24 protein-coding genes and 1 pseudogene are annotated in these 22176 nt (G+C 67.9%); 6 read left to right on the top strand and 19 right to left on the bottom strand.

The window, feature by feature from the left end:
- Positions 1 to 276 precede the first annotated feature (276 nt).
- The 3 genes from RCR19_RS35145 to rpmG are packed head-to-tail and all read right to left on the bottom strand — an operon-like array spanning position 277 to position 1876.
- Positions 277 to 1452, bottom strand: a complete 1176-nt coding sequence (locus RCR19_RS35145; protein ID WP_331268789.1) for a GTP-binding protein — start codon at positions 1450 to 1452, stop codon at positions 277 to 279.
- Positions 1449 to 1706 (bottom strand): type B 50S ribosomal protein L31, encoded by a 258-nt coding sequence (locus tag RCR19_RS35140; protein ID WP_331268788.1) that lies wholly within the window; start codon positions 1704 to 1706, stop codon positions 1449 to 1451. The genes RCR19_RS35145 and RCR19_RS35140 overlap by 4 nt, the downstream gene beginning before the upstream one ends.
- Before the next feature lie 5 nt (positions 1707 to 1711).
- Entirely contained in the window at positions 1712 to 1876 is a 165-nt protein-coding gene (gene rpmG / locus RCR19_RS35135) for a 50S ribosomal protein L33 (RefSeq protein WP_059126096.1), read from the bottom strand.
- A gap of 159 nt (positions 1877 to 2035) precedes the next feature.
- On the opposite strand from rpmG, the gene rpmB reads away from it, so the two are divergent.
- On the top strand, positions 2036 to 2272 hold the full coding sequence (gene rpmB / locus RCR19_RS35130) for a 50S ribosomal protein L28 (protein WP_331268787.1): 237 nt from the start codon (positions 2036 to 2038) through the stop codon (positions 2270 to 2272).
- Complete coding sequence (rpsN, locus tag RCR19_RS35125; protein WP_059126091.1) at positions 2272 to 2577, top strand: 30S ribosomal protein S14; 306 nt, start codon at positions 2272 to 2274, stop codon at positions 2575 to 2577. The genes rpmB and rpsN overlap by 1 nt, the downstream gene beginning before the upstream one ends.
- A 262-nt stretch (positions 2578 to 2839) precedes the next feature.
- Here the strand turns inward: rpsN and RCR19_RS35120 are convergent, their stop codons facing one another.
- The 6 genes from RCR19_RS35120 to RCR19_RS35095 all read right to left on the bottom strand — a co-directional run bounded on the left by RCR19_RS35120 (position 2840) and on the right by RCR19_RS35095 (position 8547).
- Positions 2840 to 3397, bottom strand: a complete 558-nt coding sequence (locus tag RCR19_RS35120; RefSeq protein ID WP_331268786.1) for a cysteine hydrolase — start codon at positions 3395 to 3397, stop codon at positions 2840 to 2842.
- 163 nt (positions 3398 to 3560) lie between these two features.
- Positions 3561 to 4982, bottom strand: coding sequence for an MFS transporter (locus RCR19_RS35115; protein ID WP_331268785.1), 1422 nt, complete (start codon positions 4980 to 4982; stop codon positions 3561 to 3563).
- Entirely contained in the window at positions 4975 to 5421 is a 447-nt protein-coding gene (locus RCR19_RS35110) for a MarR family transcriptional regulator (RefSeq protein ID WP_331268784.1), read from the bottom strand. The genes RCR19_RS35115 and RCR19_RS35110 overlap by 8 nt, the downstream gene beginning before the upstream one ends.
- Before the next feature lie 334 nt (positions 5422 to 5755).
- Entirely contained in the window at positions 5756 to 6031 is a 276-nt protein-coding gene (locus RCR19_RS35105; RefSeq protein WP_331268783.1) for a hypothetical protein, read from the bottom strand.
- A 486-nt stretch (positions 6032 to 6517) separates the two neighbouring features.
- A complete protein-coding gene (locus RCR19_RS35100; protein WP_331268782.1) occupies positions 6518 to 7441 on the bottom strand; it encodes a LysR family transcriptional regulator in 924 nt (307 codons plus the stop codon).
- A gap of 29 nt (positions 7442 to 7470) precedes the next feature.
- A complete protein-coding gene (locus RCR19_RS35095; RefSeq protein ID WP_331268781.1) occupies positions 7471 to 8547 on the bottom strand; it encodes a pyridoxal-phosphate dependent enzyme in 1077 nt (358 codons plus the stop codon).
- A gap of 76 nt (positions 8548 to 8623) precedes the next feature.
- On the opposite strand from RCR19_RS35095, the gene RCR19_RS35090 reads away from it, so the two are divergent.
- The 3 genes from RCR19_RS35090 to RCR19_RS35080 all read left to right on the top strand — a co-directional run bounded on the left by RCR19_RS35090 (position 8624) and on the right by RCR19_RS35080 (position 12215).
- Entirely contained in the window at positions 8624 to 9526 is a 903-nt protein-coding gene (locus RCR19_RS35090) for a LysR substrate-binding domain-containing protein (RefSeq protein ID WP_331268780.1), read from the top strand.
- A gap of 231 nt (positions 9527 to 9757) precedes the next feature.
- Positions 9758 to 9919 (top strand): hypothetical protein, encoded by a 162-nt coding sequence (locus RCR19_RS35085; RefSeq protein ID WP_331268779.1) that lies wholly within the window; start codon positions 9758 to 9760, stop codon positions 9917 to 9919.
- A 1018-nt stretch (positions 9920 to 10937) separates the two neighbouring features.
- A complete protein-coding gene (locus RCR19_RS35080) occupies positions 10938 to 12215 on the top strand; it encodes an IS701 family transposase (protein ID WP_331264095.1) in 1278 nt (425 codons plus the stop codon).
- 110 nt (positions 12216 to 12325) lie between these two features.
- Here the strand turns inward: RCR19_RS35080 and RCR19_RS35075 are convergent, their stop codons facing one another.
- The 7 genes and pseudogenes from RCR19_RS35075 to RCR19_RS35045 form a co-directional block, all read right to left on the bottom strand.
- The gene (locus tag RCR19_RS35075) at positions 12326 to 13384 is read right to left on the bottom strand and encodes an IS630 family transposase (protein WP_331269642.1); all 1059 of its coding nucleotides are present in this window, start codon (positions 13382 to 13384) and stop codon (positions 12326 to 12328) included.
- Between the two features lie 279 nt (positions 13385 to 13663).
- Positions 13664 to 13897: a hypothetical protein gene (locus RCR19_RS35070; RefSeq protein WP_331268778.1), complete on the bottom strand. Its 234-nt coding sequence runs from the start codon at positions 13895 to 13897 to the stop codon at positions 13664 to 13666.
- Between the two features lie 63 nt (positions 13898 to 13960).
- Positions 13961 to 14518 carry a GNAT family N-acetyltransferase gene (locus tag RCR19_RS35065; RefSeq protein WP_331268777.1) on the bottom strand — a complete coding sequence of 186 codons (558 nt, stop codon included), beginning with the start codon at positions 14516 to 14518 and terminating at the stop codon, positions 13961 to 13963.
- 333 nt (positions 14519 to 14851) lie between these two features.
- Positions 14852 to 15799, bottom strand: a complete 948-nt coding sequence (locus RCR19_RS35060; RefSeq protein ID WP_331268776.1) for a nitroreductase family protein — start codon at positions 15797 to 15799, stop codon at positions 14852 to 14854.
- Between the two features lie 338 nt (positions 15800 to 16137).
- Positions 16138 to 16365 carry a hypothetical protein gene (locus RCR19_RS35055; RefSeq protein WP_331268775.1) on the bottom strand — a complete coding sequence of 76 codons (228 nt, stop codon included), beginning with the start codon at positions 16363 to 16365 and terminating at the stop codon, positions 16138 to 16140.
- On the bottom strand, positions 16356 to 16649 hold the full coding sequence (locus tag RCR19_RS35050; protein ID WP_331268774.1) for a hypothetical protein: 294 nt from the start codon (positions 16647 to 16649) through the stop codon (positions 16356 to 16358). The genes RCR19_RS35055 and RCR19_RS35050 overlap by 10 nt, the downstream gene beginning before the upstream one ends.
- Before the next feature lie 46 nt (positions 16650 to 16695).
- Positions 16696 to 17091, bottom strand: a pseudogene (locus RCR19_RS35045) (transposase); the annotation flags it as partial.
- A 931-nt stretch (positions 17092 to 18022) separates the two neighbouring features.
- Between RCR19_RS35045 and RCR19_RS35040 the strand changes: the two are divergent.
- The gene (locus tag RCR19_RS35040) at positions 18023 to 19174 is read left to right on the top strand and encodes a DNA gyrase subunit B (RefSeq protein WP_331268773.1); all 1152 of its coding nucleotides are present in this window, start codon (positions 18023 to 18025) and stop codon (positions 19172 to 19174) included.
- A 139-nt stretch (positions 19175 to 19313) separates the two neighbouring features.
- On the opposite strand, the gene RCR19_RS35035 is transcribed toward RCR19_RS35040, so the two are convergent.
- The 3 genes from RCR19_RS35035 to RCR19_RS35025 all read right to left on the bottom strand — a co-directional run bounded on the left by RCR19_RS35035 (position 19314) and on the right by RCR19_RS35025 (position 22154).
- Positions 19314 to 20534 carry an SDR family NAD(P)-dependent oxidoreductase gene (locus RCR19_RS35035; RefSeq protein ID WP_331268772.1) on the bottom strand — a complete coding sequence of 407 codons (1221 nt, stop codon included), beginning with the start codon at positions 20532 to 20534 and terminating at the stop codon, positions 19314 to 19316.
- A 98-nt stretch (positions 20535 to 20632) separates the two neighbouring features.
- Complete coding sequence (locus RCR19_RS35030) at positions 20633 to 21481, bottom strand: oxidoreductase (RefSeq protein WP_331268771.1); 849 nt, start codon at positions 21479 to 21481, stop codon at positions 20633 to 20635.
- Between the two features lies 1 nt (position 21482).
- Entirely contained in the window at positions 21483 to 22154 is a 672-nt protein-coding gene (locus RCR19_RS35025) for a TetR/AcrR family transcriptional regulator (RefSeq protein ID WP_331268770.1), read from the bottom strand.
- Positions 22155 to 22176: the final 22 nt, after the last annotated feature.

Here is a 22176-nt window from a genome sequence, read left to right as displayed (position 1 = left end):
CAATTTCGGGGCACGAAAGGAGGTTTCGGCTCGGGTGGCGGGCCCTGCCCACCGTCACCCGAGCCTCACACCTCACGGCCGACCAGTGCCGGCCTCGACCTTCGGCACCTGCGCAGTCTTCACGTTCGCACCCTCCACACCGCATCGGCACCACCGACGGGCCACTTCAGGCGGGTCGGAGACGCCGTCACCTCCTCGCCGCGCACGCGAACACGGAAAGGCCATGGAGGGCTCGTCCTCATCACCCGTCCTGCGGCGCCCCGGCGGATCCGCGGCTCAGGTGACCGAGTCGAGGAAGTCGTCGAAGGCGGAGGGAAGTTGCATCCAGCGCTCTCTGCCCGCCGCGAACTCGTCGTCGGTGAGCAGGCATGAGTCGAGCAGGGCCAGCAGATCTCCCCCGTCGAGACCGGGCGAGGTGAACGTCAGGTACTGGCAGCGGTCGCCGTGCTCGGGGTGCCAGTCGAGGGAGGCGGCGAGCCGGCGCTCGGCGGGCACCAACTCCCAAGCGGCATCGGGCAGGGCGGCCAGCCAGGGCCCCGCCGACTCCACGCACAGCGCACCGCCCGCGGCGTCCCAGGACAGCAGTGCGTCGGGACGGTCCGCGAGCCAGAACCGGCCACGGCTGCGGGCCGCGGCACAGGTCAGCTCCTCCAGTGCCGCGTAGAGGCGCTGAGGATGCAGGGGCCGTTCGCGCCGCCAGACGACGGTGCTCACTCCGTGCTCGTCGCACTCCTGGGGCAACAGCGCGCACGCACAGTGCTGGCGTGCGGCGGCCGCGGCCACGTCGAATCCCCTCAGCAGAGCGAACCCCAGGGCGCCACGCCCCACGCGCACCTTTCGTGCGCCCGGCGTCAGTTGGTCCAGCAGGGCTCGGTCACCGTCGTCTGCGACTTGTCCCTCCGTCCCGTGCGGGGCGTCCTCGGCGAGTGCGATCACCGTGGGGTACTCCAGCTGCCGGGCGAAGGTGTCGGCAACCGTGCGCCGGTCGCTCGGCGCGGCGGCGAGGCCGACCTCGGCCAGATCGTCACCGTTGGACAAGTACGGCAGTACGAGTGCTGGGTCGACGGCGGTGGCCACCCCGGTCAGCACCAGCGGCGCGCCCGCGGCGGCGATGACCCCGGCCATGGACTGGGGCTCGACGGAGTCCCACAGTTCCACGACCGCCAGCCGGTGCCTGCCTTCCTCCGCGAGTCGCCGCAGTTCGGGTACGAGGTCCTCCCGCAGCGCGCAGCACGGGCAGTCGTTGACCAAGGGGGTGTCCCCGCTGTCCAGCAGCCGGACGGCGTCACGGACGCTGCGATGCACCGCGCTGTCGACGGCGGCCGTCAGGTCGTGGTGCAGCGCGACCGAGCCGGGAATCGTGCGCAGGATCTCCGCCACTGCGGCCCGGCGGGCGTCGGCGTGCAACCCGGCGACGATGACGACGGGCAGCCGCGCCTGGTCCTCGCTCACCGCTCGCTCCGTCCTCGTCCGTAGCGCCGCTCGAAGCGCTCGACGCGTCCCGCGGTGTCCAGGACCCGCTGGGTGCCGGTGTAGAAGGGGTGACTCGCCGAGGAGATCTCGACGTCGAGGACCGGGTAGGTGTTGCCGTCCTCCCATTCGACCGTCTTGTCACTGGTGGCCGTCGACCGGGTGAGGAAGGCGAAGTCGGCGGCGCGGTCGCGGAAGACGACCGGGCGGTAGGCGGGGTGGATTCCGGGTTTCACGGTTGTCAGCGCTCCTCACGGAAGTCGACGTGGCGGCCGACGAGCGGGTCGTACTTGCGCAGCGTCAGCCGGTCGGGGTTGTTACGGCGGTTCTTGCGGGTCACGTAGGTGTAACCGGTACCGGCGGTGGATCTCAGCTTGATGATCGGGCGCAGTTCGTTTCGGGCCATGGACGGCACCATACATGGTGTTGGTTTTCATTTTCATCTTGCTGCTACTCTGCTCGCCTCGCTGCCGCGCACCACGTCACGGCCACATCACGTGGCAACCCCAGTACGCGGCACCCGCAGAACCGCACGGACGGCCACGGCCGTGCATGAGGAGGAGACATGTCCGCACATTGCCAACTCACCGGCCGACAGCCCGGCTTCGGCCATCACATCTCGCACTCGCACCGGCGCAACAAGCGCCGCTTCGACCCCAACGTGCAGCGCAAGCGCTACTGGCTGCCCAGCGAAGGCCGCCATGTCCGGCTCACCCTGGCGGCCAAGGGCATCAAGACGGTGGACACGATCGGTATCGAGGCCGCCGTGGCCCGTATCCGCGCTCGGGGAGGAAAGGTCTGATGGCGAAGAAGAGCAAGATCGCGAAAAATGAGCAGCGACGTCTTGTCGTTGCGCGCTACGCGGCGCGCCGCGCGGTACTGAAGGCGATCATCATGTCCCCACGAACGTCCGACGGCGAACGCGCCGCAGCTCAGCGGGAATTGCGGCGGCAGCCGCGCGACGCCAGCGCCACCCGCCTGCGCAACCGCGACTCGGTCGACGGCCGTCCCCGCGGCCATCTGCGCACCTTCGGTCTCTCCCGCGTCCGTTTTCGCGAGATGGCACACGCGGGCGAACTCCCCGGGGTGACGAAGAGCAGTTGGTGACCGGCGCGCCCGTCTCTCGCGTCCAGCGCTGCGACCACGAAGGTTCACCGGGTCGACGCCGGCACACCAGCGTCACCGCACTCACCGGTTCCACGGCCAGGACGGGGTCCGGCCCCGGGGGCTCGTCCGACGGGCGGGCCCCCGGTCACTGGTTACGTCCAGGGCCTCGACCGGTGCCGTCTGCCAAGTTCCGCCCCTCGAGGGAGCAGTGGCCGTTGCCGGACGAACTCCCCCTCCACGGCGTTCGGTTCCCGACGCCGCGCTATGCGTCGGTCGTCAGGGTGTCTGCCCACTCCTTCGTCGTGAGGACATCGCCGCGACGGTTGAAGACCTTGGTCATCAGGTTGGCGTGCAGGTCGGGGTCCGGGTCGGCACAGGCGCCCGACAGGACGGTGACGCGGTGGTCCAGGTCGGCCGCCTGCAGGGCGGTGGACAGGACGATGCCGCCGGTCGCGATGCCCGCGAGGACGAGGTGATCGATGTCCTGTGCGGCGAGGATCTGCTGAAGGTTGTTGCCCGCGAAGGCGCTGACCCGGTTCTTGTGCACCACGATCTCGTCGCCGCGAGGGGCGACGTCGGGGTGGATGGCGGCACCGTGGTCGTCGGCCGTGAACAGATGGGTCGGCAGGGAGCCGAAGATCTTGTTGCGCGGGTGGACGTCGACATGGCCGGGCCGGAGCTGGAGAACGACGTGGATGACGGGGAGCCGCGCGGCGCGGGCCGTCTCCAGGGCCCGGACGGCCGTAGGCAGGTAGTCGGCGGGAACGTGGGCGAGATGGTTGACCTGGAGATCCATGGACAGCAGGGCGGTACGGGACATGGTCGGCCTTTCAATGACGGGGGCTGACTTGCGAGTTGGGTGTTCGAGGCACACGCCGCCCGGCGCGGTAATGAGTGGGCCCGGCGCCGGGGACAACATCCGGCCCGAAGGGTGCGTGTCCAGCGCGGGGGTGGCCGTTACGGGTTCGAACCGCGCGGAAGGGCTATGCCTTGCCGGTGGCTTCGGCCGGGTCGGCCGAGAGGCGTCTCAGACTGCGGTCGAAAACGGAGACGAGGAGATACAGGACTCCGGCACCGAGCATGACCCAGGCGAGGTGGTGCATTCCGGAGGTGCTCGCGTGCCGCCCGAAGGACGCGGCGGTCGCCGACGAGGCGATCATCGAGCCCAGGTAGGCGAAGGTCCGCAGCAGTCCGGCGGAGGATCCGATGCGCTCCGGATCGGCCTGGAAGTACACCGAGTTCTGCAGGGCCAGGCTGTTGGACCCCTGGGGCACACCGAAGACGACGGCAAGGGCGACGAGCATCCACACGGGACTGTCCGCGGTGAGGGTCAGCATCAGGACACAGGCGGCGATCTGGCCGACGGCGCCGAACAGGAGTTTCCCGAGGACTCCGTTGCGCCGGCCGACGGTGACGGAGACGGCGATCCCCACGAGGAACATCGGTATCTGCACCAGGCCGGCGTGAAGGGGCGAGAGCCCGTAGCCCTCTTCCGTCCACTGGGTGAAGCCGTACAGGAAGGCATAGGAGACGACATAGGCCACCAGTGCCCTTCCGTAAGTGGCCAGCAGCGGGATGTTGCCGCCCAGCACCCTCAGGTCGATGAACGGCGTCCCGGCGCGCAACTCCCGCACGGTGAAGGCTGCTCCGGCGGCGATGGTGATCACCAGGAGGTACCAGCTGGCGGCGTGCAAGTTCATCAGGAACAGCAGCAGTGAGATCAGCATGGCCGCGAACAGACCCATGCCCGGCAGGTCGATCCGCGCGGCCGGCCTACTCCGGGCCGCCGCGTCCATGGTGGGTTGCTTGGGCAGCCGCAGCATGCCGAGAGCGACCGCGACCGCGGCCAGGGGGATGTTGAGCGCGAAGGTGGACCGCCAACCGCCCAGCCCGATCAGCAGCCCCCCGAGCAGGGGGCCGATCACGGCGATGGTCTGGTTGGCGACCGCCAGCGCGGTCAGTACTCCCGCGGGACTGTCCTGGCCGGTCCGCTCGGCCTCACTGCGCAGCAGTGCCATGGCGGCGGGATAGCCGGCGCACGTTCCGAAGCCGAGCAGGACCCGTGCCGCGATCAGGACCCCGAGGTCGGGAGCGAGGGTTCCGACGACACCCGCGACGCCGACGAGGCTCGTGCTGAGGAGGAAGAGGCGGCGCGGGCCGAATATGTCGATCAGCCGGCCGACGATCGGCTGCCCGAGCGCGGTGGCCAGGTAGAGGGCGGAGACCAGCCATGCCGTCTGCGACGGCGGCGCCCCGAAGGCGGCACCGATGGGCACGAGTGCGACGGCGACGATGGTGGAGTTGATCGGGTTCAGGACCGAGCCGAGCATCATCGGGGGGACGAGCCGGCGGTCGAAGCCTGCCTTCCGGGTGTCGCCGCGCGCCGCGGTCGTCCGGTCAGTCATGGACGAGTCGCTCCAGCACGGCCATGGCCGCGATCACGGTCTGCCGCTCCTCTTCGGTGCACTTCTTCTGCAGTTCGGCGGCGAGCCATTCACCCCGGGCCTGCCTGCCCTCCTCGGCCCGCCGGCGCCCCTCGGCGGTGAGAGCGATCAGCAGCCGCCGACCGTCCCCGGGATCGCGGCGTCGCTCGACAAGACCAAGCCCGGCCAGAGCGGCGACCGTGCTCGCCATCGACTGGTGACGCATGCCCTCGACGGAGGCGAGGTCGCTGGTCGTGAGCCCTTCGTTGTCCATCAGGCGGGCCAGCACCGACGCCTGGGTGAGGCTGATGTCCTCCGCGCCTCCGGCGGCGCGAATGCGACGCCGCAGACGCCCGATGACGCCCCGCACCTCCTGTGAGGCGCGGACGGCGGACGGCGACGGTCCAGGGTGATCACTCATGACCCTCACCCTAAAATCGTCAGCTCAGGTTGTCCAGTTTACCTGCACAGGTTAACTGGACAACGCCGGTGCCCATTCGGAGCGCGGGCACGGCCGACGTTTCGGCCTGGCATTTCGCACACGAGGAAGCACACGTCGGCGCCTGCAGCGGAGCACAGGGCGGCGTGTGCGACGCGGCTTTCGGGATCTCGGATGCCGTCACGCCCATCGAGCCCTGCACATCGCGAAGATCGTCCGACTTGCCGGTCGGGGTCGTCGCCCGGTTCCGCTGCGCGGGCCTCGGCCGCTCGCTCGAGGCCCATCCCTCAATTCGAAGGCATTTGTGACGTGGCGCCTACCAGTAGGTGCGCGTGATCTTGTCAGGCAGTCGCCCCTGCCGCTGCGCCTCCTGGAAGATCGCCGCCGCCACGACGAGGAAGGCGATGCGGAGTTGCGGGTCCGGGTGGGGGTTTTCCACATTCCCGACGTTTTTGTCGAGGAGCATGTCGCCGAGAGTCAGTCCCTCCGATGTACACAGGCGGGCGACTGATTCCTCGGAGTCGATCAGGATGTTTCCGGTGGCCCCTTCCGCGGTTTCCCAGGTGTAGACGGATCCCGCTTCGAGAGACAAGATCTTCCTGCCCACCAGTGATGCTGTCACGGGGATGGCCACAAGCTCGTCGCCGAGGCCGACGCCGCACGAAGCAGCTGGCGATCGCATCCATTACTGTCCCGAACACCCGGCCCCATGCCTGCTCGGCTATGGTGACCGCCGCGGCCACCTTTTCCTGATGACTCGTCACAAAGCATCATGATCACGGTGGCCTTCCTCCTACTGTCCCCACCCCCGACAAGCTGCTGACCAGCCAAGACGCCGGAACTACAGCTGCCGTGGCTGAACTACGGTGTCTCGCGGTCGACCCGTCAACCAGACCGACGTCAACACCCCTTCCGCCAGCCCAGTCGTTACGCCCAGCTGAGCTGCGAAAGCCTGTCGAGGGGTACTTCACAGCCCAGCCGATCGCGAAGATCAACAGATGGACTGACGCCGGTGACTGGATAGTCGCCATGATCACCGACCTGTTCGCCGCGCCCATCTGAGCAAGCATTCCTACCCCTACTCGCCGCCTGATGGCGGTTCGTCTATGTCGTCTTTGTCATCGGCGTGGGCCAGGAGGTGGTCGCGGAGTGCGCGGGCCGTGTCCGAGAGATCGCGGTCGCTGGTGAAGCAGGCGACCAGCCGCCGGTCCGCCCATGGTTCGGCCAGGGGGATGGCGGCCAGGGTGCCGCTGGTGAGCCGACGCCGCACGCTGTACCAGGGCAGGATGGCGATGCCGATTCCCCCGGCCACGGCGTGACAGGCCGCGTCGATGCTGGGCAGCCGGACGCGATACCTCGGCTGGGTACCCAGCGGCTGGGCGTGTGTCTCCAGGTGCTCTTGCAACGGGTTGGCGACGTTCAGGGCGACGAACGTGCGGCCGAGCACGTCAGCGTACGGTACCTGGGAGAGGCGGGCCAGCGGGTCGTTAGGGAGGGTGACGACCATCAGCGGATCCGGGCGGACCACCCGGGTTTCCAGCTGCCCGAGTTCGACGGAGTCGGCGACGATTCCGATATCGACGCGGCGTTCGGCCACAGCCGCGATAATGCGGTGGCTCGGGCGTTCCTCCAGTTCGATGCGGGCGTGGGGGTACTGGGCGAGAAACGAGACGGCGGCGGCGGGCATGAGGCTGTCAGTGGCGGCGGTGTTGGCCTGGACGCGGACGGTGGCGCCGTGTCCCTGCGCGTACTCGTCCAGTTCCGTGCGCAGCTGGCCGACCGCGTGGCGCACGGACCTGGCGTGGCGGAGCAGCACTTGTCCTGCCGGCGTGAGGGCGACTCCGCGGCGGCCACGGTCGAAGAGCGTCACGCCTAGTGTGTGCTCCAGGCCGCGGATGCGCCCGCTGGCCGAGGGCAGCGACAGCCGGGCGCGGGCCGCGCCGTGCGTGATACTGCCTGTCTCCGCGACCGCCGTCACGAGGTCGAGATCGATGAGGTCCACTGACAGTCCCTGCTTTGGCGATACGGGGATCAGTCGGCGATGTGGCCGACGACTTGGGGAATTTCGAACAGGTTGCCGGTGTCCCCGGTGTGCAGGAACGCGACGTTGCTGTCGACGGGGATCCGCCCACTGCGGGCGTGGTCGAGCAAACCCGCGAGTCCTTTGCCGGTGTAGACGGGGCCGACGAAGACGCCTTCTGCTCGGGCCAGCTCGCGGATGGCCGCTGTGCTTTCGGCGGACGCGACGGCGTAGTCCTCGCCGATGAAGCGCTGGTCGATGTCGATCTCGGCGCGGATCGTCGCATCGTCGGGTACGGGCGCGCCCAAGGTGGCCAGCACCGCCTTGGTCCGGTCGACGATCACGCCGGGGTTCATCCGGTCTCCGTCGTTGAACCTCTGGATGGAGATCGACCGGAACTTCACCGGGTGTCCCAGACTCAGCTTGGCTGCCAGCATCCCCGGCAGCGCGGTCCCGGTGCCGATCGTGTGGTAGACGTAGTCGAGCTCGACCCCTGCGGCATCGGACTGTTCAAGCATCTCCCGGAACGTCAGGGCGTGCGCGATGTAGCCGTCGGGGTGCGCGCCACCGGTCCCGACGACGAGGACCTCGTGCCCCTGCGCTTCGAGTTCGGCCTTGCGCATGGCGATGGCGTCGGTGATCCGCGCGGCCTCGTCCGGAGAGTGCCAGACGTTGCCGCCGACGTTGATGACGTGGGTTTCGACACCCATCGTCTTGTTGAGCAGATAGTTGCCGCGGAACTCGCCGAGCTCACCATGCCGGGACACGTTCCGCGTCAGCACCAGGATCGGCGTGATTCCTGCGTTCAGACAGGCGGCGGCGAACTGCAGACCCGAGTTGGTCAGGTATTCGCCCTGGGTGATGAGGTGTGTCACTCCGTTCTCCAGGGCCCGCCCCAGGATGAACTCGGCCAGGCGCATCTTGCTCCCGCTGATCGCACTGGGTCCGGCCAGATCCTCGCGCTTCATGAAGAGGTTGATCCCGTACGCCGCCGACAGGTTGGGCAAGGCGTGGAACGGAGTGGGGTAGAACCCGACCCGGCATCGGGGGAGTTTGTTGATCGCGGTGTCGAATTGCGTGAAGTCCATGCGCCCAGCGTCGGCCACGCCTCCGGATTAGCACAAGCAATGATCCCTTCTGGGTCGATAAGCTATCCTTAACTTCATGTCCTGGTTGTTCGATCCGCGGCATCTGGTGACCCTTGCGGCTGTCGTGCGGCACGGCTCGTTCGCCGCTGCCGCAGAGGAGCTGGGCTACACCCAGTCCGCGGTCTCGCAGCAGGTCGCGGAACTGGAACGACGGGTCGGTGCTCGAGTCGTGGTCCGGCGGCCCGTCCGGGCGACCGAGGCCGGGCAGGTCCTTCTCGACACCGAGTCCGCGATCAGCGTGTCGATGAGTCGCGCCGCCACCGAGCTCGCGGCGCTCGCGGACGGAACCGGCGGCGAGGTGCGCCTCGGCGCGTTCATCTCGGCGGCGGCCTCCATCGTCCCTCCCGCGCTCGCACGCCTGCGTGCGACCCATCCGGCAGTTCACATCACACTCCGGGAACTCGAGCAGCGCGAAACGCATGCGCTGCTGTTCCGGGGAGAGATCGACCTGGCCGTCACCTTCGACTACGAACACGCTCCCGGGCCGGTGCCCACCGGGCTCACACAAGAGCACCTCATGGACGATCCGATCATGGTCGTCCTTCCCGCCGGTCATCCCCTGGCCGGAACTGACGGTGTCACCCCGGCCGACCTGCCGTCGGACGCATGGATCAACACCGCGGTCGACGCCCGCGACCTGGCAGCGTCACCCCTCGAAGGCGACCGGGGAAGCGGACATCGTCTGGACTTCGACGGCATGGACTTCCGCACCGCGCTCAATCTCGTCGCGGCGGGTCTCGGCGTCGCGCTGCTGCCGCGACTGTTGCTGTCGGACGCCCCGCCGGGCGTCGTGGCTCTGCCCATGCGGCAACCCACACTCGTCCGTCGTCTCTACACCTGCCGGCTCGATACGAGAGGCGTGACCGCATCGATCAGGCGGCTGGAGATGTACCTGCGGGAGGCAGTGGCGGAATTCTGAAATACCGCACCGATCCTCGAACTCCACGACTCGGCCGCGGCGGGCCTCGGTCCGAGCCCGGTCCTCGGTGATCTTGGGTGTGGTCTTGCGCTGGATCGCCTCCACTACGGCCCAGCGCACCAGCTTGCTGCCCTGTTTGGTGACATGCCCGCGGCGGACCGTGGTGTCGGACTCGTAGTACCGCGGGGTCAGCCCCACCCACGAGCACAGCCGGCCCGCGGAGGCGAACCGGTGCACGTCACCAATCTCAGCCACAAGCACCGCCGCCAGGGTGCTGCCGATCCCGGGCATCTGATGGATGGCCCGGTAGCCGCTGTGGTCACGAAGCCGTTCCGCGATGCGGCCGTTGAACAGGCCTTCCTCGGTATCGAGTCCGTCGATCAGCTTCAGTAACGACGCGACGCGCTGGGCATACGGGCCGGCCAGCGCGTTCTGCCCCAGTCGGGCTCGGCCGTCGATGCCGAACAGGTCGGACGTCGGGATGAGTGCGCCGGCCTTGGCCACCACGGCGTGCACCTGGGCTTTCGGCCCAGACCGCAGCGCGACGAGCTTGGCCCCGTAGCGCACGAGTTCGCGCAGCTCACGAACCTCGGTGGCGCGATCCAGGCTTTCGGCAGTCGGCCCATCCGCAGCAGGCCCGCCAAGTCCGCAGCGTGGCAGACGTCGTTCTTCACACGCCGGTAGGCCAAACCTTTCACGCCCAGTGGGTGGGCCAGGCGGACGCGTGCCCCGGCGGCCTGCAGGACGTCAGCCACCCAGTACCAGCCGTATGTGGCCTCCCGGACCACGTCGGAATCGTGCCCGGCCTGCTCAATCTGCAGACCGAGTGCCACCGGATCGCTGAGGATGCGTACTGCGCTCAGCTGGACACCGTCCAACGGCCCGCAGAGTGCCACGGACGATGTCGCCCAGGGCGGCCATGATGGCGGGGGCGTTGCGGGTGCGGATCGTGCGTCCTCACCGAAGACGACGTCGCGGATCCAGTGGACGGAGTTCTCGATGGTCCAGTGATCGCGGGCCCAGGCGGCGGGCGTGGTGGGGCTCACCGCATCCGGTGAGCCCCACCACGCCCGGCGGTCAGGAGCCGCCAGCCCCAGGGGGCCGCCGAGCAGGCCGCCGCCGGATGACCGGGAAGGCCACCACGATGGCGGCTGCGCCAGTGGCGAGTCCGGGGCGCCCGGTGCCCGGCCCGGTTCATGACTCGCCGCGGTGCTGTATGGCCGCGGCCTCTCCCCCGTCGTCGCCGAGGCCTGCCCCTCGGCCGAGGCAGAGCCCGGCGCCGCTAGTCAGCCCACCACAGCCTGAGTAGCGAAACAGAACCCGCCTGCACCACGCATTCACGCACCGTCAGACATCTAGTAGGACTCCGTTAGGTCTGTCTCGCGGTCCTGTTTGGGGGCACGGTAGGTGTGTGGACGCACATGAAGTGAACCGTGCTCGGGCGAAGTTGGCGTTGTTCGTGGCCGACGTGTTCGCGTCGGTGCCGCGCAAGGATCAGCGGGCGAAGGGTGACTGCTATCTGCGGGGGCTGATGCTGGACGGGCGGCGCAAGTCGATCCAGCCGATGGCGGAGCGGCTGTCGGATGGCAACGAGCAAAACCTGCAGCAGTTCGTGAACCAGTCGACGTGGGATCCGGTGCCGGTGCGGCGGCGGATTGCGGAGCGGATGGTGCCGCTGGTGGGCCCGGATGCCTGGGCGGTCGATGACGTGTCGTTTCCCAAGGACGGGAAGATGTCGGTGGCGGTCGCGCGTCAGTACTGCGGAGCCCTGGGCAAGCAGGCCAACTGCCAGGTCACGGTGAGCGTGCACGCGGTCTCCGACACCGCGTCATGTCCGCTGCAGTGGCGCCTCTTCGTGCCCGAGGAGTGGGCAGCCGATGCCCTCCGTCGGCGCAAGACGGGGATTCCTGATGAGATCGGGCACCGGGAGAAGTGGCGTCTGGCCCTGGACGTCCTCGATGAGCTGGCCGGATGGGGCCTTGTCCCACCGGTGGTGGTGGCCGACGCCGGCTACGGGCAGAACGCCGACTTCCGCGACGGGCTGGAGCGTCGGAGCATCGGCTACGTAGTGGCGATCCGCTCGGATGTGACCGCCCACCCGCATGATGCAGTGCCCGCTGCCCCCACCTGGTCCGGCAACGGCCGCAAGCCGCAACCCCGCTACCGCGACAAGCCGTCTTCGGTGGCCGCGCTCGCCGCCGGCTATGGACGGCAGGCTTTCACCGAGGTGACCTGGCGTGAAGGCTCCCGCGGACCGATGCGCTCGCACTTCCTGGCGTTGCGGGTGCGGCCGGCCGGGGTCAGAGCCCGACGCCTCGCCCAGGCCGCCGCCACCGCGGGGGACGGCTCCTGGGACGGTGTCCTGTCCGAGGTCACGTTGCTGGTCGAATGGCCCGCCGGAGCCGAAGCACCCACCGACTACTGGCTGTCCAACCTGCCCGCAGACACCCCGCCGACTGAGCTGGTCCGCCTGGCGAAGATCCGCTGGCGGATCGAGCATGACTACCGGGAACTCAAGCACGGCCTCGGCCTGGACCACTTCGAAGGCCGCTCCTGGGCCGGGTGGCATCACCACGTCACCCTGGTCACCGCCGCCCACGCATTCCTCACCGAACAGCGCCTGGCCCCAAAAGCCGATACAGCGGACTCACCCTCTACCAGATCCTCGACACCCTCCAGGACCTGCTGAACTGTTGGGCCGGCACCTGCACCACCTGCCACCGCCCCCTGCCCACAACATCCACCACCAGCCAGAACCCAAGATCCAAAGCAACCTAACGGAGTCCTACTAGTGGCTCGTCACGCAGCCTTGGCCGGGTATTGGGTCCACTGTCGGATCGGTGAGTCGGGGGCGAAGTTGGTCTTCGGTTCCGCGTGAGTGTTGCGCCAGCGCACGTAGGCGGCGATGGCGGCGTTCTGCTCGTCGTGGCTGCGGTGGTCGGTGCCGTTGAGTGCGAAGTAGCGCAGGGCCGCGAACTCGGCCTCGATCCAGTTCAGCCAGGATCCGTAGGTCGGCAGGAAGACCAGCTCGACCTCGTGGTCGGCCGCCCAGGTACGGACCTTGGCGTGCTTGTGCGGGGAGAAGTTGTCCAGCACCACATACAGCTTCTGGCCGGGCCAGCGGGCCCGCAGGGCCTTGAGCAGGCCGAGGAACTCCCGCCAGCGCTTGCGTGGGCGGATGCGGTAGTACAGCTTGCCGGTGGCCAGATCGAGGGCGGCGAGCATGTGCCTCACACCGCCGTAACGGTTGTAGGTGGCCCGTAACCGGCGCGGACGCCTCACCGGACCCCATGCCTTGCCCTTGCGCGGCATCAGGTTGAGCGGGCCGAACTCGTCGACGCATATCACCCGCCCGTCCGCCGGTGGGGTGTCGTAGAGGGCCAGGATGCGGTGCATCTTGGCGATGAACTCCGGGTCCGTGGACGCCTTCCACGTGGTGGTGGTCTTCCAGGAGACCTTGCCACCGCGCAGGATCCGGCGCAGGGTCTCCCGGCTGATGGCCGCGGTCACCTTCTGCCTGACCAGATGGTCGGCGAGCTTGCTCAGGCTCCAGGTGGAGAACGCGGTGATCTTCCAGTCGGCGGGGGACGTCCGGGCGATCAGGCAGATGTGCTCGCGCACCTCGTCATTGATCGTCTTAGGGCGTCCCCCGCTCCAATTTGGGTCCAGCGCGTCGAACCCCCGCTCGTTGAAGGCGTGGATGACCTCACGGACGTAGTCCTCGCCGACCTGCATCAGCGTGGTGATGTCCTTGACCGTCTGGCCCTGCGCGGACATCAGCACCACGATCGCCCGGCGGAGTTTCACCGGGTCCTTCGCGGTGCGGCTGATCCGCTGCAGCCGGCGGCCCTCCTCCATACTCACCGGCCGGACGAACACACTCGGCGGGCGTCCCACAACCACCTCCAAGATCAGGTCTTGGAGACAGTCTGCTGGCTCACGAGCAGCGGGTCGATTACCCGGCCAAGGCTGCGTGACGAGCCACTAGATAGCCCACAACGTGACAACACCGCGATGCCGCCTACCACCAGCAGTTCCTCGCCGAGCTGCTCAACGCCCCCACGGCGCGGGGCGGATCCCGATGCCGGACGAGTAGGAGGTCCGCGGACGCCATTGGGGCGCCCGAGCCACCAACGATCAGAGCACTTCACCGGCATATCCATTGCCCCACCAGCCACGAGCGATCTGGACGCCGATCTCGAAATCGATGTTGTCGGGAGGCAAAGGCAGCAATGAAACCGCGCCGACGGTGTGGCCGATGGCGAGATCAGTGACCTTCCAACGGCCGAGTGGCGGCTCGATGGTTGCGCCGTCTGCGCCCCACCTGGAAACCAGATGCTGCATGGCAGCCATGTCCGGAATGGGGTTCATGGCCGACGCCAACCATCCTCGACGTCGGCGATTGCACAGGTTTCGGTGCGATCCGGGCGTTCGTCAGTTGGCGCGTTCGCGCGGTGCGCGGTCGGGTACCATCGCGCGGCCCGGGAAGCGACTGTCGACGAGTTCCTTGTATTCAGGGTGGTCGGCAATGTAGTCCGCCACGAAGGGGCAGTAGTTGGTGAGCTTCAGGTCTTGCGCTCGTAGATCGTCCAGAGCGTGTTTGACAAGCCGGGTTGCGATCCCTCGGCCCCGGTACTCAGGCTCAACGATTGTGTGGCTGAGTGTCACGCGTTGATTGCCATGCGGTGTGTGGTAGACGATCATGCCGACAACCTGTCCGTCGATCACGGCTTCGTATGATCCGCTGTCGCCGTTCTTCTGCACATTCATCTCGGGGTTCACTGGGTTCCTCTTGATATTTCCTTGAGTAACGTGGTCTTCGCTGCTTGGGGTGAGGTTGTCGTTTCCGGTGGCGTCAGTGCGAACGTGTTCCAACGCAACGTCGAGAGCGACGGCGATGTATTCACAGTCGTGCGCGGCACGAGCGAGCGTAGAGCTGCCCGGCCAAGGCTTGACGGGACCACTCGTCTTGATGGACAGCTGAACGGGCATCGCGCCGAGCCCAGCTGGTGTCACGGGGTGTGAGGAGGGAGGGCTGCCGGCGTCAACGAATGACTGAAGGGCACGGTCAGGTGCCATCTTGCGTCGACGAGTGGTGAACATGGAGCTTCGAACGTCGTGCTCCAAAACTTTGCGGTAGCGCTCCCAGCGGAGAAGGTCAGCGTCAGCGTGTACGCTTCGGCGGTCCGCGAGCGACATCGCGCAGGCCGTGCCGACCGGCGGCGCCTGCCGCCAGTCTGGCCGTCCGGAGTGTGCCGACATCGAGCACCGAGGTGTCCGAGGCCGACGTACTTCAGCCACGGTCCTTCCCGATGCCGTGGTTGTTTAGAGGAAAGTGAACAGCTCGTCGGATTCGAAGCGCGAAATCGGGTTGCTGTACACCTTCGCGGGGTCGGGGTAGCCAAGGAGCATCAGCACCGTCGTGGTGTGTCCGGTTTCGCGGATCTTGAACTCCTTGTCGACGCAGCCCGGGTCGAACCCTTCGAGTGGCATGGCCTCGACGCCGAGCTCAGCGGCCGCCATCATGGTCATGCCCAGCGCCATGTAGGTCTGCTTTTCCATCCAGTGTTTCATGTTCTTGTCGCCGTACATGCGCGGCAGGCTGAGGAAGTTGAGGAACTCGCGGTTCATCGACTCCCGCAGCCCCTGCTGTGCCAGGTCTGGGAACCGGCCATCGGCCCTCTCCTTCGAGAACACCGCCTCGACGTGGCTCTCGGGCAGATCTGTCCGGGTGGTGAGGATAATGGCGTGCGACGCGTTCAGGATCTTCTCGCCGTTGTCGAATTCGCCCAGGTTGTTGGCAAGCCGCTCTTTTCCTTCAGGCGTGGCAAGGACGTAAAAATGGTTGGGCTGGATGTTCGTCGACGTGGGTGTCGAGCGCAGGAACCTCAGCAGCTGCTGAAGGGTTTCCTCGGGAATGGTCTTTCTGGGGTCGAGATACCTACTGAGGTGCTTGCTCATGAGCTTGTCGAGATTCACGTCAATCTGCCTTCTTCTTGTAATCAGCAGGTAAGGAGCGGTGGTTCGTCGAGTTTGGGCTAGTTCTTGCCGCGGGCAAGTAGTTCGCTGATGCGCTCGAAACTGACGCCTGTCGTCGCCGAGGCGAGGTCGCCCCTGGACGAAGTTGTCAGTGCGGCCGGGAACGACGATCCGCCCCTTGGCCGCGTCGACGGCGCCACGTACGCGATTGACTGCCTCGTCGAAGCCGCGGATCGGTTGATCGGGATTGCCCGAGGTGTCCTCGACCCCGATAGCGGCCAGACCAAACGCCACGGCGGCCTCAACGGTCGCGGCGACGTCTTCAGGCGTGTCGCCGTAACCGTCCTCGACGCCATCTCACCTCGCTGCGGGACATGACCCAAGAGTCGCCTAACGCCAATGGGCGCACAATGCGGAATAATTTGAGCCAGCCTATGTGTGAGACGAAGGCACAATGATGGAGACCACCTCAGACACGGCAGCTGTAGTTCCGATCATGGCTGGTCCTGGAGTTCGTGTCGGCGCTGGTGGCAGGCTTGCGCGACTGCCTGATGGTGGCGGCGCCAGGCCATCCAGTACACGACGTGTTCTGCCTCCCGGACGGATGGTGTGAGGACGAACGCTCTCAGGAGTCAGATGAGTTCGGGGCAGGTCAGCGGGATGATTTGGGTTGTTCGGGCAGGGCGGGCTGTGGTCACGGCAGCGGCGGTGAGTGTGAGGACGGCGGTGGCGATCAGGGAGAACAAGGACCAGCGCATCCAGGAGTTCCAGCAGGTCACCTGCCCTTCGTCCAGGCCGGTGAATGTCTTGCCAAGCTGGAAGGTCTCCTCGATCCGCCATCTGCGGCAGATCACGTCCACGAGCTGGGCGAGAGTGACGTCGCCCGGCGTCCAGCAGCGGAAGAAGGAGAGTTCGCCGGTGTATCGGTGCCGGCGGGCGCCAGAATGCTGGTGCCGTTCTCGTGATGTCCGTCCGGGCTGTCGTCCGCTCGGACGTCGAGCCAGGCCCAGTCGTACTCGCGGGTGCCCTTCGTGCCGTGTCCGGCCCGCATGCGCATCCACCGCTGGGGCAGCACCTTGTTGATTATCTGGCGGGTCTGCCACCTGTGGCCCGCTCCGTCGGTCACCACGTGTGTGTGGGACACGCCGACTGCATAGCCGAGCCCGAACGCCCCTATTTGCGTGCGGAGTTCACGACCGGAATAGACCTCGTCGCCAGGCGAACCAGCGTGCGTCGATGCCCAACTGGAGCGCGCCTGCGACCATGAGGGCGGTCTGCTGCGGCTTGGCGGCGAACATGATCTCCTCCGGCACACCGGCCACGTCGCGGCGTTCCTCGTCCGCGGCCCAGTCCTTCGGGAGATACAGGGCCCGGTCGATCACCACCCTCACCGTCTCGGTGACGGCGGCGAGGTGGACGGCGACCTGGCACAGGCCGACACCATTGAGCGAGCCGGAGTACTCGCGTCCGGCTCCCACACAGTCGGTGGAGGACTTGGCGTCGCCGGTCTCATCCGCGACCAGCACCACATCCTGACCTGCGAGTTCACGCATGACAAGACGGGCGATCTCCTCCCTGGGCGGGCCGTGGTCGAACTTCGCGCGTCACAGCAGGTGCTGCAGCCGGTGTGGATGGATGCCCCAGCGCCTGGGCCAACGTCCAGCAGTTGCGCGTGTCTACCTCTGCCAGCAGTCCGCTGATCATCTCCGCCGCCGCCGCGCGCGTCTCAGGCCGCGCGAAGCAGTCCGCGATCACCTCCAGCGCTGCCCCGAACACTCGGCCGCAGACTGCCTGGACTATCCGGCCCCGCAAGCCGCTGGCCAGCACAGACGCCGGAACTGCAGCTGCCGTGTCTGAGACCGCGCTTGAGATCTGCCGTGCCCCGCAGCTGGTGGGGGTCGTTGGGCCTTGTGTGCGTGGTCCTTGGGGGTGGGTATGCGTCGGATCTGACGGGCGGGCAGTGGGCGTCGGTGGAGCCGTTGCTGCCGCCGGGGGCGGATGAGGCCGAAGGGCGCCGCCGGGAGAAGCCTCCACGTCGGCGGATCGTGGACGCGCTACGTCCGACCGCCCGCTCCGAGACCATGATCCGCTGGGCAATGAGCGGCATCCTGGTCCGCCGACTCACGCGACGCCGACCCGCCACACGACCAGGCCCACGATCCCTCACACGCACCGACCCATGAAATCTCAGGCACCGTCTGACCAGTCAAACCTTCTGGCTCCGCAGCCAGTTGGGCGCGGCGCCGGACGCTTCACCCGTCATCCACGACCACATCGGGCCGACCTGAAAAAAGTCCGGAAATTCGTGGCCCCGCAGTCACCCGAAACAGTGCCTCAGATGACCCTCAGAGGGCCGCGGTGGCATTGGCGGCGGCAGGGCGAACCCCTCCGACGGGGCACTCCCGATCGCCCCTCAGGAGCCCGTCAGCGACCTCGCCAAACTGGCTCTGACCTGGTGTTTTCCAGGAAATCTCCTAGGCTGGGGGCGCTCTGTCGGACACCCTCGGAGGGGGCATCGTGAGCGAGGAATCCAACACATACGACGCCAGCATGATCGTGGTTCTGGAGGGCCTGGAAGCCGTTCGGAAACGGCCCGGGATGTACATCGGATCGGTCGGTGAACGCGGCCTTCACCACCTGGTGTTCATGGTCACCGAGCAGCCGCTGAACGAGATCCTGGGCGACACCGCCAGCCGTCTTGAGATCACCCTCACCGCCGACGGCGGCATCCGCGTCGTCGATGACGGCACGGGCCTCCCGGTCGAGCGCGCCGGCCACAGCGACGGACCCCCGCTGGAAACCCGGTTGGCCATGCTCTGCTGCGGGGCACCGCCTGCCGACCGGCGCTCGCTGTTCGTCGGCTACTTCGGCGCGGGACTGGCCGTCGTCAACGCCCTGTCAGGCCGTCTGAGGGCCGAGGTACGGCGCGACGGCGCCCGCTGGGTGCTGGAGTACGAGCGCGGCGTAGCCGTCGCGGCGCCCACCCACACCGGGCCGGCCGACGGCAGCGGGACCGCGATCACCTTCTGGCCCGACGCCGAGATCTTCGAGACGCTGGAGTTCTCGTTCGACGCGCTGGCGGAGCGCTTCAGGGAACTGGCCTTCCTGAACCGGGACTTGGACATCACCCTGACCGACGACCGTGACCCCGCGGTGCCCCACGCCGTCCGCTTCCGATTCCCGGGCGGACCGAGGGACCACATCGCGGAGCAGAGCACTCCCCTCCACCCGGAAGTGATCAGTTTCGAGCGCGAGTACTCCGAAATGGAGGGAACCGTCGAGGTGGCCCTCCGCTGGTGCGACTCCCACGAGCAGCGGGTCACAAGCTACGCCAACAGCCTGCCGACCACCTGCGGCGGCACACACGAGCTCGGCTTCCGCGACGGCCTGGCGGCCGCGGTCAACGCCTACGCCCGGGAGCAACAGCTGCTCACCCCGTCCGACCCCGACTTCACCCCCACCCAGCTCGGCGCGGGCCTGACCGCGATCGTGTCGGTGAAGCTCGATCACCCCGAGTTCGAGGGGGCCACCCGCGGCCGACTGGGCAACGGACCCGTCCGCGGCTGCGTCGCCGAGGCCGTCCGAGAGCACATGACCGCCTGGCTCCGCGCCAACCCAGTGCAAGCGAAGGCCGTCCTCGCGCGGATCTCGATGACCACCCGCAACTGACGACAGCGCACCGAAGACACCGAAGCCCTGGCCGGGGTTGGTCCCCGTCCTGGGCTTCGGTGGGCACAGGCGGCCCCAACGACCCCACCAGCCACACGACAGGGCAGACCTCAAACACGGTCCGGCAGCGCATCCGAGATCACGGACAGGCTCGGGTTGGCTCGATGACCTCAGGTGAGGAGCCGGAGGACGGGAGTCTTCTTGCTGGTGGTGAGCGGGTGGTGGCGCGATCGCCCCGGACCGCTGCCGTCGCCGTCTGGGGCCTTCGAGGGCTCCGAGGCGATCGCACGCTGCCGGTCCTGGTTGTGGGCCCGGAAAGGGCCGTTGGCACCCCAGGAGCCGGATCCTTGGAGCGGGTCCTTGGGGACGGATCCCCCGTAATGGTCGCCGTGCATCGGCTCAGGCCGGGCCTCGACAACCTGACGCAGGCCGGCTCCGCGCCGAGCGGGCCGCCCGGCGGGGGAGCCTGCGTACACCACACGGGCCGGGGTCCATCCGGACGAACCCCGGCCCGCACGAGTGAAGAGCCACTGCGCGCTTCGTGTGCCCGCTCGGACAGGTCCTTCCAGGCGTGCCAGATGTCCAGGCGCTTGCCGTACTCCTCTTCGATGCGTTCGACCTGGCCGCGGCCGAAGAAGACGCGCAGCGGGGGTTCGTCCGCGTCGACGATCGCGAGGATCGCCTCGCGTGTGGCGCTGGGGTCACCCACCATGCCGGGCTTCACACGTGCCGCGCGGGCGGCGCGGGCCGGCTCGTACACGTCGATCGGCGTGGCGTTCACCGCCGAGTCACCGCTCCAGTCCGTGCTGTAGCCGGTCGGTTCCACGATGGTGACGTGGAGCCCGAAGGGTGCCACTTCCAGGGCGAGGGACTGGCTGAACGCCTCCACCGCCCACTTCGAGGCGTGGTACAGGCCCAGGTTCGGGAAGGCCATGAGCCCGCCGACGGAGGACACCTGCACGAAGTGGCCGCTGCCCTGGGCGCGCAGGATCGGCAGGGCGGCCTTGGTCACCCACAGCGCGCCGAACAGGTTCGTCTCGATCTGTGCCCGGGCCTCGTCCTCGGAGACCTCCTCGATGGTGCCGAAAAGGCCGTAGCCGGCGTTGTTGACCACCACGTCCAAGCGTCCGAAGTGCTCGTGGGCGTGCGCGACGGCGGTGTCGACGGCGGCCTTGTCGGTGACGTCGAGTTGCAGGGCCAGGACACGGTCACCGTAGCTGTCGGTCAGTGCCTTGAGGCTCTCGATATTGCGCGCGGTGGCCGCGACCCTGTCGCCGCGTTCCAGAGCAGCTTCGGCCCATTCGCGGCCGAATCCGCGCGAGGTGCCGGTGATGAACCACACCTTCTGCTGCGTAGTCATGTCCGTTCCGATTCCTGTTCGTTTGTTGCTTCTCGCTGCGGCTGCGGGCCGGGGGTCTTCGGCCGCAGTGTGCGGCCCACTGCGGTGCGGGGGTGTCGTCACGCGATGACCTTGCCGTCGGGGAGGTCCGTGGACACCGAGAGTTCGTGCCAGTGGGCGAACTCCTCGTCGACGGCCGTGCGGGCCTGGGTGACCAGGCGGACGGCGTCACTGCCGAGCAGCAGGTGCCCCGGTGGGTCGGGGGCGTCGAGGACCGCGAGCAGTGCCCGCCCGGCCCCGGCGGGATCGCCGAGCTGATTGCCGCTGATGGCCAGGCGGTTCTCACGGATGGGGCCGAAGACCTCGTCGTAGTCGGGGATGCTGCGCTCGACGCGGTGCATGGAACGGCCCGCCCAGTCGGTGCGGAATGATCCCGGCTCGACGCTGGTGACGCGGATGCCGAAGGGCGCGACCTCCGGCCGCAGGCTGTCGGCGATGCCCTCGACGGCGTATTTGCTGCCGTGGTACAGGGACAGGCCCGCGAACGCCCGCAGTCCGCCCATGGACGTGATGAAGAAGACGTGCCCGATGCGGCGTTCCCTCATGGAGGGCAGGACGGCCTTCGTGACGGCGATGACGCCGAACACATTGACGTCGAACTGGGCACGAGCGTCGGCCAGGGAGGCCTCCTCCAAGGTGCCCTCCACGCCGTAACCGGCGTTGTTGACCAGTACGTCGATCGGAGCGACGGCCTCGGTCACCTCCTCGACCACGGTGGTGACCTGGTCGTGGTCGGTGACGTCCATGACGCGGCCGTGTGCCCGTCCCGGAGCGAGGGACTCGAAGTCCTTGATCTGCTCAGGATCGCGCAGCGTTCCGACGACCGTGTGTCCCGCGTGGAGTGCCTCCGTGGCGATGGCGCGGCCCAGTCCGGTGCTCACGCCGGTGATGAGGAAGGTCTTCGACATGTCACTCTTCCGGTGGTGTGCGATGGCGAGAGGAGAGCGCATCCGCCGTCAGCAGCGCCTTGAGCGCTGTGCCGGCGAGTGCGCGGGCATGGTGTTCGGTGAGGGTGTGGTGGCCCGTGAGGCGGCGGAAGATCAAGGGGCCGAAGAGGATGTCGATGACGTCGTCCACGGCGATCGACGGATCCGCCTCGCCTCTGTCCACGGCCCGTTGCCAGAGTTCGGTGATGGCGGCCCGCCGACCGGCGAGGAAGTATTCACGGAAGTAGGCGGCGCCCGCCGGGTCGTCCACGCATGCGGCGAGCAGCTGGGCGAAGACCACTCCGCGCTCACTGCCGTAGAAGGCGCTGACCCGCACCACTTGCTCGGTCAGGTCACCGACGGCGGAGCCGGTGTCCGGCAGGGGCAGCGCCTGAGCCATCATGCGGCCGAACGCCTTCGCGGCCAGCGCGGTCCGCGACGGCCAATGCTTGTAGATGGTCGCCTTGCTGACTTGGGAGCGGGCTGCGATCGCGTCCACGGTGGCCGCCGGCAATCCGCCCTCGGACAGCAGCTCCTGCGTGGCGAGGAGCACCGTCTCATGGATGCGTTCGCTCCGCGGCCCGGTGGGGTGGGCGACGATCCCCTCCGATGTCTCTCGCGGAACGGAAGGGGCCTTGGCCTTGCGCGTTGTCATCGTCCTGCTCCTGTGAAGGCGT

It is taken from the genome of Streptomyces sp. WAC07094 (assembly GCF_036320405.1).
GTDB lineage: Bacteria > Actinomycetota > Actinomycetes > Streptomycetales > Streptomycetaceae > Streptomyces > Streptomyces lannensis.
Note: the sequence above shows the minus strand (reverse complement) of the source record. Positions and strands in the feature narration are given on the sequence as shown.

Excerpts from the sequence above, each read along its gene's own strand:
- rpmG (WP_059126096.1), bottom strand. The coding sequence starts at position 1,876 with ATGGCCCGAAACGAACTGCGCCCGATCATCAAGCTGAGATCCACCGCC.
- rpmB (WP_331268787.1), top strand. The coding sequence starts at position 2,036 with ATGTCCGCACATTGCCAACTCACCGGCCGACAGCCCGGCTTCGGCCAT.
- rpsN (WP_059126091.1), top strand. The coding sequence starts at position 2,272 with ATGGCGAAGAAGAGCAAGATCGCGAAAAATGAGCAGCGACGTCTTGTC.
- RCR19_RS35120 (WP_331268786.1), bottom strand. The coding sequence starts at position 3,397 with ATGTCCCGTACCGCCCTGCTGTCCATGGATCTCCAGGTCAACCATCTC.
- RCR19_RS35115 (WP_331268785.1), bottom strand. The coding sequence starts at position 4,982 with ATGACTGACCGGACGACCGCGGCGCGCGGCGACACCCGGAAGGCAGGC.
- RCR19_RS35110 (WP_331268784.1), bottom strand. The coding sequence starts at position 5,421 with ATGAGTGATCACCCTGGACCGTCGCCGTCCGCCGTCCGCGCCTCACAG.
- RCR19_RS35095 (WP_331268781.1), bottom strand. The coding sequence starts at position 8,547 with ATGGACTTCACGCAATTCGACACCGCGATCAACAAACTCCCCCGATGC.
- RCR19_RS35090 (WP_331268780.1), top strand. The coding sequence starts at position 8,624 with ATGTCCTGGTTGTTCGATCCGCGGCATCTGGTGACCCTTGCGGCTGTC.
- RCR19_RS35075 (WP_331269642.1), bottom strand. The coding sequence starts at position 13,384 with ATGGAGGAGGGCCGCCGGCTGCAGCGGATCAGCCGCACCGCGAAGGAC.
- RCR19_RS35070 (WP_331268778.1), bottom strand. The coding sequence starts at position 13,897 with ATGAACCCCATTCCGGACATGGCTGCCATGCAGCATCTGGTTTCCAGG.
- RCR19_RS35065 (WP_331268777.1), bottom strand. The coding sequence starts at position 14,518 with ATGCCCGTTCAGCTGTCCATCAAGACGAGTGGTCCCGTCAAGCCTTGG.
- RCR19_RS35035 (WP_331268772.1), bottom strand. The coding sequence starts at position 20,534 with ATGACTACGCAGCAGAAGGTGTGGTTCATCACCGGCACCTCGCGCGGA.
- RCR19_RS35030 (WP_331268771.1), bottom strand. The coding sequence starts at position 21,481 with ATGTCGAAGACCTTCCTCATCACCGGCGTGAGCACCGGACTGGGCCGC.
- RCR19_RS35025 (WP_331268770.1), bottom strand. The coding sequence starts at position 22,154 with ATGACAACGCGCAAGGCCAAGGCCCCTTCCGTTCCGCGAGAGACATCG.